Raw genomic sequence first — 14,196 nt, forward strand, 5'->3', positions numbered from 1 at the left:
ATTGCGCAAGACTCGGGCACTCGAACGGTCGTTAAATAAGCAGGAACAGGAATGCGATGGAGGCCAAATCGAATGCAAGCGACTCGCCGAAGCCGAACCCGTAGCTGCCATAACCATAGGCATCGCCGTAATACGGATCGTAGGGGTAATAGGCCTGTGTTTGTGCCGTTTCCTTCGGTTTGCTCTCGGCCGTCGTTTTTCCTTTTTTCTGCTTCTTGCTCTTTTGATTGGTCACTTTGGTCACTTTGCCTTGTTGAATGCCCACGGTCGCATTAACGGTCGACTCGGGACGTTCATTCAGCATGATTTTTCCTTCATGACAACGGCTCAATACACCTACATGTCTCTTGCCATCGTGCGTGACCACGCATACGGACATTCCGCAAAACTGCTTAATATTCTCTTCGTGCAGCGGATAAATTTGTTCCATTCGGTACTGACACCTCCCCTGGAGTATCTTGAAACCCAAGGCCGTGCTTGGATTTCTCCGGAATGAAACGCGCCGCGCCCCGCCCCAGAGGGAAGGCTTGAGTCGTTTCACCTTGTGACAGTATATTCACCCAGAGGCGGATGCGTATGGATTTCTACCCATTTCGCCCTGTAAATGAAGCTGAGCGAGGAGTGGTTGATGATGGCTGAGAAGTCCCTCGAGCTGACACCGATCCGGTCAATGAAACGTAAACGGTTCCCGCAGGCCGGCATCTTCGCGGCGCTGTTGATTCTTATCGGGGCCGTCGTCTGGGCTGTGGCAAGCGGAAAGAACGGGCAGCACTCGGACTCGGGTGCGCTCCGGCCGCTTAGTTCCGATTTCGAGTCGGTCTGGTCATGGAGCGATTCAGAATTCGCCGGTGGTGCACGCAGCGCGCAATGGACCTTTCGTTGGGACGGAGCCGTTTCATTGCAAGCCGCAAAAGCGTTCGCTGCCGGCCTCGGCTTTCATTTGAGCGGCCAGTTGTCCGATAGCAGCCCCATCGATGTGGTTGCCTCGGATGCTGCTTACAAAATGACGCTGTGGCTGCATTCGCGGCAAGCATCCGAGGACGAAACGGGGGATAATACCGATACGGGTACAGACGCGTCCGGTCTTACAGCCGAAAAGCCGCTCTATGATATCGTACTGCTGATGAACGCTTCCGAGGACGCGGAGAAGCAGGCCATGTCAACCGCCATAAAGCAAGTCGAGGAGAGTATCGCCCATGCCGGATTGCCTCTCCGCGGCGGCTTGACCGTCAAAGGCAACGCTGCCGGTGACGGAGCGGGTGCACGGGTTGCGAAGGCTGCATCGGCCAAGGAAACGGAGACCTATGACGACGGTCATACGAGCAGTTTGACGTATTTCAGCGATAAGCTGGCGAGCAAGGTGCAGAGCGGAGAGAAAACGGTCAATTTACAGATCGCGGAGTCGGTTTCCGGGACCGGCAAAGTGCCGGAATTGATTATAGGCGTGCCGCTGATTACCGGCGATTACGCGATGCAAGAGAAGTAAAAAGATTCAGGCGGCGGCACGTTTTTTTATGCCTGCATGAATAGCATCTAACCGCTTGTTATGCTAAACTACATTAAAAGCAGTCTGTCAATTGTTGCATAAAAATACATATGAGAGAATGAGGGAATGACCGAAGTGAGCAAACACGACTCTATTGCCGCAGAGGGTGCGGTTTATTATCTATTTGGGGCGACTGGCGATTTGGCTCGCCGCAAACTGTTTCCCGCGCTTTTCAGCTTATATAAAGAAGGTAAATTGGCCGAGGATTTCGCTGTCGTCGGTCTAGCGCGCAGACCGCGCACGAACGAGCAGTTCCGTGCGGACGTTTACGAATCGATCGGCGAATTCAGCCGGTACAAAGCGGATGATGCGGAGCAGTGGGAGCGTTTTGCGTCGCATTTCGTTTATATGTCTCTCGATATCAACAATGTGGACGGCTTCCGCGAACTGGCCAGTCTGTCCAAGGAATTGGACGCGAAGTTCGATATTCCGGGCAATCGCCTCTTCTATTTGGCTTTGGCTCCGGAATTGTTCGGTCCGGTATCGTTCAACCTGCGCGACGGCGGCATGCTGGATTCGACAGGCTGGAACCGTCTCGTTATCGAGAAGCCGTTCGGCTACGATCTGGAATCGGCCCGCAAGCTGAACGCACAGCTCAGTCAAGTATTCCAGGAAGAGGAGATCTATCGAATCGACCACTACTTGGGCAAGGAAATGGTACAAAATATTGAAGTTCTTCGGTTCTCCAATGCATTTTTCGAGCCGCTGTGGAACAATAAGCATATCGCGAACGTGCAAATCACGCTTTCCGAAACGGTTGGCGTCGAAGAGCGCGGCGGTTATTACGATAAATCGGGCGCGCTGCGCGACATGGTCCAGAACCATATGATGCAAATGCTGGCGATGATCGCCATGGAGCCGCCAAGCCGTCTGCATCCCGAAGACATTCGGGACGAGAAGGTAAAAGCACTTCGTTCGCTGCGTCCGTTCGAATCGGCGGAGGCAGTCAACGCGAACGTCATCCGCGGCCAATACAGCGCCGGCGAGAACAAAGGCAAGCCGCTGCCTGGCTATCGCGAAGAAGATTCCGTCAACCCGCAGTCGGCGACGGAAACGTATTTTGCAGCACGCGTGTACTTGGATAATTTCCGCTGGGCGGGCGTGCCGTTCTATATCCGTACGGGCAAGCGCCTCCCGGTGAAAACGACCGAGGTCGTCATCGAGTTCAAAAACGTGCCTGACAACATCCTCTTCGCGAATCGCCACGATCTGGCGCCGAACCTGCTTGTTATCCGGGTTAACCCGATGGAAGGCATTTATATCAAAATCAATGCGAAGAAACCTGGCGTCGACAATGTCGTGCAGCCGGTATCGATGGAATTCTGCCAAAGCTGCATGGTCGGCATCAATACGCCCGAAGCGTATGAGCGCTTGATCTACGACGCGGCCCGCGGCGAGTCGACGTACTTCACCCGTTGGGATGAAGTGGCTCAGGCTTGGACGTTCGTGGACCGTATCGCTAATGCTTGGCGCGAAGACAGCGCCAGCCTGCAGCTCTACCCTGCGGGATCGTGGGGACCAGCGCGTACCGACGAGCTGCTCGCGCAGGATGGATTCCACTGGTGGCCGGTCAACGGCCAAGCCGAGGACAACGTCATTTGGATTTCGGGCGGGCCCAAGTAAGATCGTCGATGGTGTATGCACCGCGGTACGCATGTGGATGCGCCCTTGCATATGCTGAAGGATCGCGAGACGATCGAATCGATCGGCTTGGAACAACTGGTCGGCATGGCATTCGCGGAACGCGTACTGGTGCGCATGCATCGAGCTTCTCAGAACGGGCTGCCGACGCAGCGCTCGTTATTTCGCAACATTTTCGCAACACATTATTATCGTTGAAGGGCTGCGGCTGAATGATGGAGGTCGCACCCGGCAGTTATTTCAGGATCAATGCGCCGCTTAAGCTTAAAGGAATCGATGCGGCTCCAGCCCGCGCGCTCTTGATCGGCGGTATGTAAAGGGACGAAGGGAACTATCATGAGTAAAACAATTGCGGATGAAATCAAACAAGAAGTCGAGAAGAGGCGCACGTTCGCCATCATCTCTCACCCCGATGCGGGGAAAACGACGCTGACGGAGAAGCTGCTCCTGTTCGGAGGCGCGATCCGCGAAGCGGGATCGGTCAAAGCGCGCAAAGCGAGCCGTCACGCGACGAGCGACTGGATGGAAATCGAGAAGCAGCGGGGAATTTCCGTTACATCTTCCGTTATGCAATTCGATTACAGCGGTCACCGCGTGAATATATTGGATACGCCCGGTCACCAGGACTTCAGTGAAGATACGTACCGGACGCTGACTGCGGCGGACAGCGCGGTTATGCTGATCGACGTCGCTAAAGGCGTCGAGGCGCAAACGATCAAGCTGTTCCAGGTTTGCAGCAAGCGCGGCATTCCGATCTTCACGTTCATCAACAAACTGGACCGCGAAGGACAGAATCCGTTCGAGCTCATGGAAGAGCTTGAGCGCGTTCTCGGCATCCGGGCCGTTCCGATGAACTGGCCGATCGGCATGGGCCGCGAGTTGTGCGGTGTCTATGACCGGATGAAGAATCAAGTGGAGCTCTTCCGGGGCAACGATCATTCGACGATCGAGGTTCAAAAGGTCGAGGATTACAACGATCCGCATATTCGGGAGATGGCCGGCGATTATTTGACGGACCAGCTGATCGCGGATTTGGAGCTGCTTGACGTCGCGGGAGATCCGTTCGATTACGAGAAGGTTCGCGCAGGCGAGCTGACGCCGCTCTTCTTCGGCAGCGCGGTGAACAACTTCGGCGTGCAGACATTCTTGGAGAACTTCCTGCAGCTGGCACCGGCTCCGACGCCGCGCCAAAGCACGAGCGGTCCGATTGAACCGACGAACGAGAAGTTCTCGGGCTATGTATTCAAAATCCAAGCGAACATGAATCCTGCCCACCGCGACCGGATCGCGTTCTTGCGTATCTGCTCCGGCCGGTTCGAACGCGGCATGAGCGTCCGTCACGTGCGCAACGGCAAAGACATCAAGCTGTCGCAGCCGCAGCAATTCCTGGCGCAGGATCGCGATATCGTCGAGAACGCGTATCCGGGCGACATTATCGGCCTGTTCGATCCCGGCATCTTCCGGATCGGCGATTCGTTGTCGCAAGGCAGCGAGATCGTCTTCGACGAGCTGCCGACGTTCTCGCCGGAGCTGTTCGCGAAGGTAACCGTTAAGAATGCGCTGAAGCATAAGCAGTACCAGAAAGGCATCGACCAGCTGACGGAAGAAGGCACCATCCAGGTGTTCCATTCCACGGGCAACTTCGACGAGACGATTCTCGGCGTTGTCGGCCAGCTGCAGTTCGAAGTATTCGAGCATCGGATGCGTTCTGAATACGGCGTAGACATTATGCTGCACCGGATGCCGTTCCAATTCGCGCGCTGGATTGTCGACGACAAGATCGATCCGTCCAAATACCGGATCAATTCGTCGCTCGTTAAAGACAAGAAGGATAATTACGTGGCTTTGTTCGAGAACGAATACGCCATGCGTACGGCAATGGATAAGAACCCAACCTCCAAGTTTTTGGAGATGGCGCCTTAAGGCCCGCCAGCTCGTTTATTAAATTAAAAAGACCTCGAGTCCGCGTTTTAACGCAGATTCGAGGTCTTTTTTCCTATAAGCCCTGCACGCTGCCAGACGAAACGGATTGGCCGACGCGTTCGTCGACTTGTCGCGTTTAGCCGCGGCCGGCCAGCTGTTCCATCTTGCGATAATGAAGGATTTCGGCGATGATGGCTTGCTGCACGCCTTGGTTGTAGGCGCGGATCATGCCAGGCAGCAGGAATAAATCGACGATGATCCATACGAACAGCGCGACGGCGGGCAGGACGCACATCGTTACCGAAACGATGGTAAACGGCGTGGAGTCCACTGCGGATGCGATTGCGATCATGAAATAGAAGAAGATGGCTGCGATGAAGAGGGCCAATTGAGCAGCGCCTGTTCCTTTGCGTTTCAGATAGAAGCGATGCAGCCCGAAGTGGCCGCCCAGCAGCATAAGATATGCGACGCCCGAGGACTTCTCCGCGCCGCGCAGCTCGGAGTTCAGAAGCATCAGCTCTTCCAACGATAGATCCTGTTTATTCAGCATCAGAGGCGGCCTAGCGACTCATCGCATTGTTGAAATGCTTCTGAGACAGGATATCGTCCATGATGCGCGCTTCGACCTTCTGATTCTCTTCCTTCACGATGCCGTGCAGGAGGAAAGCGTCGATCAATGCCCAAATTCCCGTAACGACAGCGCCGACGATCGTTAGCGTAAGAATAAGCATGACGATGGCGCTGCCGGTCCGTTTGACATAGAAACGATGCGCCCCGAAGCCAGCCAGGAAGAACCATAGGATATAGGCCACGAGCACGCTCTTGCCTTGCGACCGGACCTCTTGGTCCAATAGCAGCAATTCGCGAGCATCCAACTGGCTTTTTTGCGCGATGTTGTACATTCTTTCATTCCCCATTCTATTCTTGTTATAGACACAATTTGACCACATTTAGTATAAAGGAACTAGTGCCATTCGACAAGGAATCACTAACAAATATCCTAAAATTTAACACGATTCGCCGAGATTCTCCGTTGACAACAGGAATCCCGCATGAGAGAATGTACGCGTGTACATTATAATGACAACCATGAAATGACTGGACGGGAGGAAGGACTTATCCGTAAAAAGGTCGCTGAGCTTGCCGGTGTATCGGAAGCGACGGTTTCGCGCGTTTTGAGCGGCGGCGGGGCTGCGGTAAAGGAAGAAACGGCGAGACGAGTCATTGAGGCGGCGCAGCAGCTCAATTACGTGCCGAGCGCGCTGGCGCAGCGGTTTGCGCTTCGACGGAGTGGAAACCTGGGCGTTATACTTCCCATGCTGCCGAAAGTGAATTTGTTCTCCACGTACTATTTCTCCGAAGTTCTCAGCGGGATCGGCATGACGGCCAAACAACGCGGCTATGATCTGCTGTTGTTATTCCGCGAACCCGATGAGCCGAGGAACTATGCGAACTTGTTCCGCATGCAGAAGGTGGACGGGTGCATTATCATCGGCGCCCAGGACGTGCCGTCCGAACGCGAAGCGCTTGCCGAACTGAAGGAAGGCAGCCATCCGTTCTGCCTCGTCAATCAACGGTTCGAAGGCGAGACGTACAACTCGGTGGATGCCGATCAGCGGACTGGCAGCAGCGAGGCCGTCAAGCATCTGCTGGAGCAGGGATGCAGACAGATTTGTTTCCTGAACGGGCCGTCCGTCTACTCCAACAGCCGCGACCGCTTGGAAGGCTATCGGCAGGCACTGGAAGAAGCCGGCATACCGTTCCTTCCGGAACGCGTATTGCTCGGCAACTACAGCCGCAAGAGCGGTTACATGCAAGCGAAAGCGATTGCAACGCTGATGCGCGAGCAAGGCATCGACGCCGTAATCGCCGCTAACGACCGGATGGCGATCGGCTTGCTGCAAGGTTTGAAGGAGCAGGGCATCAAAGTCGGCGAAGACATCGCGCTGATCGGCTGCGACGATTCGGACGTCGTGCGCATGACGGACCCGCCGCTGACGTCGATCCGCGTGCCATTCTTCGAAATCGGCAGCGAAGCCGCCGCGAAGCTGCTGGATGCGGTTGCGCAGGCAAGCGGAGAAGAGACGGCCGTGTCTCCCTTCGAAATCAAACTGCCGGTAAAGCTGATCGAACGGCCTTCCTCCATGTTCGATGAATCGATGAACGCCTGAAGCCGCATGTTGGACTTTCAATCTATATTCCGAGAGGGGACTAACGATGAGCAATATTCGAGTAGGAATGATCGGTTATAAATTTATGGGGAAAGCCCATAGCAACGCTTACCGTGCGATGCCAATGTTCTTCCCGAACGTAACGCGCCCTCAAATGACGGCGATCTGCGGACGTGACCCTGTAGGCCTGGAGCAGGCTCGCGCGCAATTCGGTTGGGAGAGCGCGGAGACGGATTGGCGCAAGCTCGTCGAACGCGACGATATCGATGTCGTCGATATCAATGCGCCGAGCGACGCGCATAAGGAAATCGCGATTGCCGCAGCTGCTGCCGGCAAGCATATCTTCTGCGAGAAACCGCTTGCGCTCAACTTGGCGGATTCGGTCGAAATGCTGAATGCGGCCGAGAAAGCCGGCATCAAGCATATGGTCGGCTTCAATTACCGTTTCGCTCCGGCTGTTCTGCTGGCGAAGAAGCTGATCGAAGAAGGCCGCATCGGCAAAATTTTTCACTTCCGCGGTTTCTTCCTGCAAGATTGGATCGTTGATCCCGAATTCCCGCTCGTCTGGCGCCTGCAGAAGGAAATTGCCGGTTCCGGCGCGCATGGCGACCTTGGCGCCCATGTCATCGACATGGCTCGTTTCCTTGTCGGCGAATTCAATGAAGTTATCGGCATGAGCGAAACGTTCGTTAAAGAGCGTCCGCTGCTGACGGCTACGACCGGCGGATTGACTGCCAAAGGCGATAAAGACGCACCGAAAGGCGAAGTAACGGTTGACGACGCGACGCTGTTCCTGGCCCGTTTCGCAAACGGCGCACTCGGCAGCATCGAAGCGACGCGCTTCGCGCCGGGTCACCGCTGCACGAATTCATTCGAAATCAACGGCAGCAAAGGCAGCATCAAGTTCGACTTCGAACGTGTCAATGAGCTGCAGGTGTACTTCTCTGACGATGCCGACGACGTGCAGGGCTTCCGCCGCGTACTGGCAACGGATGGAGCGCATGCATACAGCGAGAACTGGTGGCCGGCCGGACATACGATCGGTTACGAGCATACGTTTACGCACGAAATGGTCGAGTTTATGAATGCGATTGCAGAGGACCGCCAGCCGGTTCCGAACTTCGTAGACGGCGTGGAATGCCAAGCGGTGCTGGAAGCAGTCGATAAATCCATCGAGGAGCGCCGTTGGGTCGCGATCTCGGAGCTTCGTTAAATCTAGTACGACTAAATTGATTGATAGAGGATGGTCTGGACATGAAAAAGGCATTGATCGTTTGGGGCGGATGGGATGGCCATCAGCCGAAGGAAGTCGGAGAAATTTTCACGGGCTTGTTGCGCGAAGAAGGCTTCGACGTAACCGTATCGGATACGCTTGCTTCGTTCGAAGATGCGGAATTGATGGCTAGCCTGGACCTGATCGTACCGGTATGGACGATGGGCCAAATTACGCAGCAGCAGCTTCGTCCCTTGCTGGACGCTGTAAACGCGGGCTGCGGCATCGCGGGCTGTCACGGCGGCATGGGGGATTCCTTCCGCAACGAGACGGATTTTCAATTCATGGTCGGCGGCCAGTGGGTAGCGCATCCGGGCAATGACGGCGTTCGTTACGACGTCAACCTTGTGGACGCGAACGACCCGCTGACAAGCGGCATCGGCGATTTCGAAGTCGTCTCCGAGCAGTATTACATGCATGTCGATCCAGCAGTCAAAGTACACGCGACGACGAATTTCGGCGACGTGAAAATGCCGGTCGTCTGGACGAAATCCTGGGGACAAGGCCGCGTTTACTACAACTCGCTCGGCCACCAGGCGAACATCGTCGCCATGCCGCAGACGCTTGAACTGATGCGCCGCGGTTTCTTGTGGGCGGCTCGTTAAATTCATTCCTTACTTATTCCATTCTTTATACCATTCTTTATTCCATTATTTATTCCAAATGCACTTACTTATTAGGAGGATTCATCCATGAAGCCAGTAAAAGTAGGCATTATCGGCTGCGGTAATATCAGCCATATTTATTTCACGAACTTGAAAACGTACCCGGAAATCGATCTTGTCGCTGCAGCCGATATCGATATCGAGCGCGCGAAGGCCCGTGCGGCCGAGTTCGATCTGGAAAAGGCGTATACGGTCGAGCAGCTGCTCGCAGACCCGGAGATCGAGATCGTCGTCAACCTGACGATTCCGAAAGCGCATGCATCCGTCTGCCTGCAGGCATTGGAAGCTGGCAAGCATGTCTACGTCGAGAAGCCGATCGTCGTTACGCGCGAGGAAGGCAAACAAGTACTGGAATTGGCGGCAGCGAAAGGATTGCGCGTTGCAAGTGCGCCCGAGACTTTCCTCGGCGGCGGTATCCAAACTTGCCGTAAGCTGATCGACGATGGCGCCATCGGTACGCCGGTATCGGCTACGGGCTTCATGATCGGCGGCGGCCACGAGAGCTGGCATCCGGATCCGGAGTTCTACTATCAAATCGGCGGCGGTCCGATGTTCGATATGGGTCCTTACTATTTGACGGCATTCGTGACGCTGTTCGGCCCGATCAAACGCGTAACGGGTTCCGCGCGCATCTCCTATCCGGAGCGGACGATTACGAGCGAGAAGAAGCGCGGCCAAAAAATCGTCGTCGAGACGCCGACCAACATTACGGGCGTGCTTGATTTCGAGAACGGCTTGATCGGCACGCTCATTACGAGCTTCGACGCGAAAGCAGGCACTACGCTGCCGAACATCGAAGTACACGGCAGCGAAGGTACATTGCTCGTTCCGGATCCGAACAACTTCGGCGGCAAGATCAAACTGCGCCGCGCCGGCGGAGACTGGGAAGAAATCGAAATGACGCATGGTTACACGAACAATAATCGCGGCATTGGCGTAGCGGACATGGCTCGCGCGATCCGCGAGGGCGGCCAGCACCGTGCGAACGGCGAGATGGCGTATCACGTTCTGGAAGCCATGCACGGCATTCACGATGCGTCCCGCGACGGCAAGCATTACGTGATGGAGAGCACTTGCTCGCGTCCTGAGCCGATGCCTGCATTGGAAACGCAGTCGAAATAATTTTTACATGAAAATTTCGATCAAAGCCTTACGGAATTTTCGTGTAATACGCATGAAAATTTCGTTCAAAGTCTTTCGGAATTTTCGTGCAATAGCGTATACTTCAGGTAGGGCAACAGCCTGCCCCCATGGGCGGGCTGTTTTATTTAACCTGATGCCAGGTATGCGTTTCACGAGGGCGGCGAAGACCGGTCCTTCTATTTAAGAGTCAAAGGAGATTAAATGAATGAAGCCTGTTAAAGTCGGAGTTGTCGGTTGCGGCAACATCAGTCAAATTTACTTTACGAACTTGAAGAAATATCCCGAAATCGAACTTGTGGCCGCGGCCGATATCGATCTGGAGCGCGCGAAAATGCGTGCCGCAGAATTCGAGCTGCCGAAGGCGTATACCGTAGAGCAATTGATGGCGGATCCCGAGATCGAGATCGTCGTCAACTTGACGTTCCCGAAAGCACACGCCAATGTATGTCTGCAGGCGCTTGAAGCCGGCAAGCATGTCTACGTCGAGAAGCCCCTTGCCGTTACGCGCGAGGAAGGCAGACAAGTACTGGAACTGGCGGCGGCGAAAGGGCTGCGCGTCGCAAGCGCTCCCGAGACGTTCCTCGGCGGCGGCATCCAAACTTGCCGTAAGCTGATCGATGATGGCGCGATCGGTCAGACGATCTCGATTTCCGGTTTCATGATGGGCGGCGGACCTGAAGGCTGGCATCCGGATCCGGAGTTCTTCTACGAAGTCGGCGGCGGTCCGATGTTCGATATGGGCCCTTACTATTTGACGGCTTACATCGCGCTGCTGGGACCCATCCGCAGAGTAACGGGTTCGGCGGTTATTTCGTACCCGGAGCGTACGATCACGAGCGAGAAGAAGAACGGCAAAGTGATGAAGGTCGAGACGCCTACGCATATTGCCGGCGTGCTCGATTTCGAGAGCGGCGCCGTCGGTACGCTCATCACGAGCTTCGATACGAAAGCCGGCACCTCGCTGCCGAACATTGAAGTGCATGGCAGCGCTGGCTCTTTGCTGGTGCCGGATCCAAACACGTTCGGCGGAACGGTGAAACTGCGCCGTCTGGGCGGCGAATGGGAAGAGATTGCGTTGACGCATGGCAACACGGACAACAACCGCGGCATCGGCGTGGCCGATATGGCACGCGCGATCCGCGAAGGCGGCCAACATCGCGCGAACGGGGCGATGGCGTATCATGTGCTGGAAGCGATGCATGGTTTCCACGACGCATCGCGCGATGGCAAGCATTACGTCATGGAAAGCACTTGCCAGCGTCCCGAGCCAATGCCGGCGCTTGAGAGTTCGCCTACGGCTTCTTAATAATCGGCGAGCATGTTCGTTCGGTATAGGCTGTGCGAAGACAAAATTCAGACAGTCTGTCCATTTCTAATGGACAGGCTGTTTTTTCGAATATACGGTTAATCGCTTATCGATCGGTTACATGAGTTGGGGTTGAAATAGGAACACTATTCCTAGCTGACGGAGGAAACGCGCATGCGCAGAAGCGCCGAACGCTGGGACGCGTCGGGCGCTTGCTGCTTCGTATGGTACGCACGCGGCGGACTAGGCGAATGGATATGGCGGTATCCGGCGACGGCGAATTGTTGTGTTCCAATGGTACCATGATCATGCTCATGCGAAAGAATGGGCGATCTTGCGACGGTTCACGCGATTAGCTAGGACTTGGAGTCGCGGTCTCGGCATGGTGAAGATGATTGTATAAGAGCTCGACCATTCGGTTCCGCTCGGGCGACTCGCTGTCCTGCCAAATCATTTCGAACAGCACACCTAATCCGGGCAGTGCCCGTTCATCGGCGCCGATGGAGCTTTCAATGACGTCGGTCAACTCCTCGCCGGATTTATTTTGGACCCGGCGGACGATCGCTTGCCGCAAATCAAGATTGTTCAAACCTATCCCTCCATCACCTGAATTCCCGTTTAATATCTCCTCACCAGAGTGAATTCATGCCGGATTGGCTGTCGGCGGGATTCGGTTATCTTCGGAAGATATGCTATAATAAGCTAACTTGATTATCGTTGCAGGAGGGTCATGGATTGGCGAAAACGAAGAAGCAGTATGCGGTTATCGGCATGGGGAGATTCGGTTCCAGCGTCGCCCACGAACTGTCCGAATTGGGCTTCGATGTACTGGCCATCGATGCGGATGAACAGAAGATTCAAGAGGTTTCCAATTGGGTGACCCATGCGGTGGCTGCGAATTCCACGGATGAGGAAGCGATGCGCTCGCTCGGATTGCGTAATTTCGATGTCGTCATCGTGGCGATCGGCGAGGACATTCAAGCCAGCATCCTGACAACGTTGATCCTGAAGGAGCTTGGCGTGCCGGAGCTCATCGTGAAGGCGCAGAACGCGCTGCATGGCAAAGTGCTGGACAAGATCGGCGCGAACAAGGTTGTTTTTCCGGAGCGGGATATGGGACTGCGAGTCGCGCATCATCTCATTTCGCCGAATATTTTGGAATACATCGAGCTGTCCAATGATTACGGCATCGTGGAAATGAAGGCGCCATCGTTCACGATCGGCAAAAACTTAATGCAGCTCGATATCCGGGCGAGATATAAATGCAATGTACTTGCAATCAAACGCGGTCCGGATGACGTGAACGTCGCGCCTTACGCGGAAGACGTTATCATGAATGGCGACTTGCTCGTTATCGTCGGGAAAACCGAAGATTTATCCGAATTAGAACTATCGTATGCGGAAGGCTGAATAGACACGTGCGGAACTCAAATAATCGAATGACAAGCATTATTTCTTTGCAAAATGAAAAAGTGAAAACGATGGCGGCGCTGCTCGAGAAGAAGCATCGGGACCGGAGCGGCCGCTTCCTGATCGAGGGCGTGCATCTGGTGCAGGAAGCGCTGCTTGCGGGAGCGGACGTCGAGATGATCGTCGTCGACTCGGAACGCGGCGTGCCCGGCGAACTGAGAACGCTGCTGAGTCAAACCGACTGCGAGTTGATCGAAGTGACGCCGGCCATCATGGCCAAATGCACGGGGACGGATACGCCGCCGCCGGTGTTCGGCGTCGTGGCGAAACCGTTGGCGGACGATGCAGCATTGTATCGTCCGGATTCGCTCGTCGTCGTGCTGGACGGCGTGCGCGATCCCGGCAACGTCGGAACTATTATCCGAAGCGCGGATGCCGTCGGCGCGGATGCGGTTATTCTAGGACGGGGCTGCGTCGATCTCTATAATCCGAAGACGGTGCGCTCGACGATGGGCTCGCTGTTCCATCTGCCCGTCCTTGAGGGAGACTTGTCGGAGCTGCTGCCGGAAGCGAAGAAGCGGGGCATTCAGCTTGTAGGGACGAGCCTTCAGGCTTCGGCCACCTGCTACAGCTACGACTGGAGCGGGCCGACCTGGCTGCTGCTCGGCAGCGAGTCCGACGGCCTATCGGAAGCGGCGCTTGCGCAGGTCGATACCCGGATGATCATTCCGATGCACGGCAAATCGGAGTCGCTGAACGTGGCGATGGCATCGACGGTGTTGTTGTATGAGGCGATGCGGCAGCGGCGTTATAAGTAAAGTAAAAGACCCGAGGGTTTCCTCGGGTCTTTTGCGTAAAACGGGTTAACCAGGTGATCAGCCCTAATAATCCGTTTATAAACTTCAATCAGGGACATAATGATTCAGATAACTGTCAGCAAAGCGAGGTGAATCGTTCTTGTCGAATCAAAAATGCTACTATACTTTCGAAGATCCATCCGGCACTTCGTTTGAATACCGAGCTACCAGCTTACAGCAAGCAATGGTGATAAAGAAGAAGCTGGCCTTGGAGATGGGGATCTCCAAAGAGGATTTTGAACTCACAAGCATAAGCCAAAA

The 14,196-nt window shown here is 55.1% G+C and carries 15 protein-coding genes; 11 read left to right on the forward strand and 4 right to left on the reverse strand.

Annotated features, from left to right (window positions below; genetic code table 11):
* Positions 1-31: 31 nt before the first annotated feature.
* A complete protein-coding gene (locus GZH47_RS21725) occupies positions 32-430 on the reverse strand; it encodes a hypothetical protein (RefSeq protein WP_162643121.1) in 399 nt (132 codons plus the stop codon).
* Positions 431-628: 198 nt separating this feature from the next.
* Here GZH47_RS21725 and GZH47_RS21730 point away from each other — a divergent pair, with 198 nt between their 5' ends.
* From GZH47_RS21730 to GZH47_RS21745, 4 genes are all read left to right on the forward strand, one after another.
* Positions 629-1,486, forward strand: coding sequence for a YwmB family TATA-box binding protein (locus GZH47_RS21730; protein ID WP_225446159.1), 858 nt, complete (start codon positions 629-631; stop codon positions 1,484-1,486).
* 126 nt (positions 1,487-1,612) lie between these two features.
* Complete coding sequence (gene zwf / locus GZH47_RS21735; protein ID WP_162643123.1) at positions 1,613-3,169, forward strand: glucose-6-phosphate dehydrogenase; 1,557 nt, start codon at positions 1,613-1,615, stop codon at positions 3,167-3,169.
* Between the two features lie 51 nt (positions 3,170-3,220).
* On the forward strand, positions 3,221-3,385 hold the full coding sequence (locus tag GZH47_RS33880; RefSeq protein ID WP_263866864.1) for a hypothetical protein: 165 nt from the start codon (positions 3,221-3,223) through the stop codon (positions 3,383-3,385).
* Positions 3,386-3,523: 138 nt separating this feature from the next.
* Positions 3,524-5,110, forward strand: a complete 1,587-nt coding sequence (locus GZH47_RS21745) for a peptide chain release factor 3 (protein ID WP_162643124.1) — start codon at positions 3,524-3,526, stop codon at positions 5,108-5,110.
* Positions 5,111-5,246: 136 nt separating this feature from the next.
* Here the strand turns inward: GZH47_RS21745 and GZH47_RS21750 are convergent, their stop codons facing one another.
* Positions 5,247-5,660 (reverse strand): NINE protein, encoded by a 414-nt coding sequence (locus GZH47_RS21750; RefSeq protein ID WP_162643125.1) that lies wholly within the window; start codon positions 5,658-5,660, stop codon positions 5,247-5,249.
* Positions 5,661-5,670: 10 nt separating this feature from the next.
* Entirely contained in the window at positions 5,671-6,012 is a 342-nt protein-coding gene (locus tag GZH47_RS21755) for a TM2 domain-containing protein (RefSeq protein WP_162643126.1), read from the reverse strand.
* Between the two features lie 192 nt (positions 6,013-6,204).
* Between GZH47_RS21755 and GZH47_RS21760 the strand changes: the two genes are divergently transcribed.
* The 5 genes from GZH47_RS21760 (at position 6,205) to GZH47_RS21780 (ending at position 11,668) form a co-directional block, all read left to right on the forward strand.
* The gene (locus GZH47_RS21760) at positions 6,205-7,281 is read left to right on the forward strand and encodes a LacI family DNA-binding transcriptional regulator (protein WP_162645364.1); all 1,077 of its coding nucleotides are present in this window, start codon (positions 6,205-6,207) and stop codon (positions 7,279-7,281) included.
* A 46-nt stretch (positions 7,282-7,327) separates the two neighbouring features.
* Entirely contained in the window at positions 7,328-8,494 is a 1,167-nt protein-coding gene (locus GZH47_RS21765; RefSeq protein WP_162643127.1) for a Gfo/Idh/MocA family protein, read from the forward strand.
* Between the two features lie 41 nt (positions 8,495-8,535).
* Positions 8,536-9,159 carry a ThuA domain-containing protein gene (locus GZH47_RS21770; RefSeq protein ID WP_162643128.1) on the forward strand — a complete coding sequence of 208 codons (624 nt, stop codon included), beginning with the start codon at positions 8,536-8,538 and terminating at the stop codon, positions 9,157-9,159.
* A gap of 87 nt (positions 9,160-9,246) precedes the next feature.
* Complete coding sequence (locus tag GZH47_RS21775) at positions 9,247-10,341, forward strand: Gfo/Idh/MocA family protein (protein WP_162643130.1); 1,095 nt, start codon at positions 9,247-9,249, stop codon at positions 10,339-10,341.
* 226 nt (positions 10,342-10,567) lie between these two features.
* On the forward strand, positions 10,568-11,668 hold the full coding sequence (locus GZH47_RS21780) for a Gfo/Idh/MocA family protein (protein ID WP_162643131.1): 1,101 nt from the start codon (positions 10,568-10,570) through the stop codon (positions 11,666-11,668).
* A 352-nt stretch (positions 11,669-12,020) separates the two neighbouring features.
* Here GZH47_RS21780 and sspI read toward each other — a convergent pair whose 3' ends face one another.
* Complete coding sequence (gene sspI, locus GZH47_RS21785) at positions 12,021-12,257, reverse strand: small acid-soluble spore protein SspI (RefSeq protein ID WP_162643132.1); 237 nt, start codon at positions 12,255-12,257, stop codon at positions 12,021-12,023.
* Between the two features lie 146 nt (positions 12,258-12,403).
* Here sspI and GZH47_RS21790 point away from each other — a divergent pair, with 146 nt between their 5' ends.
* Both GZH47_RS21790 and GZH47_RS21795 read left to right on the forward strand, forming a co-directional pair.
* The gene (locus tag GZH47_RS21790) at positions 12,404-13,078 is read left to right on the forward strand and encodes a potassium channel family protein (protein WP_263866865.1); all 675 of its coding nucleotides are present in this window, start codon (positions 12,404-12,406) and stop codon (positions 13,076-13,078) included.
* 29 nt (positions 13,079-13,107) lie between these two features.
* The gene (locus GZH47_RS21795) at positions 13,108-13,896 is read left to right on the forward strand and encodes a TrmH family RNA methyltransferase (RefSeq protein ID WP_162643133.1); all 789 of its coding nucleotides are present in this window, start codon (positions 13,108-13,110) and stop codon (positions 13,894-13,896) included.
* Positions 13,897-14,196 lie beyond the last annotated feature (300 nt).

It is taken from the genome of Paenibacillus rhizovicinus, from assembly GCF_010365285.1.
GTDB classification, from domain to species: domain Bacteria; phylum Bacillota; class Bacilli; order Paenibacillales; family Paenibacillaceae; genus Paenibacillus_Z; species Paenibacillus_Z rhizovicinus.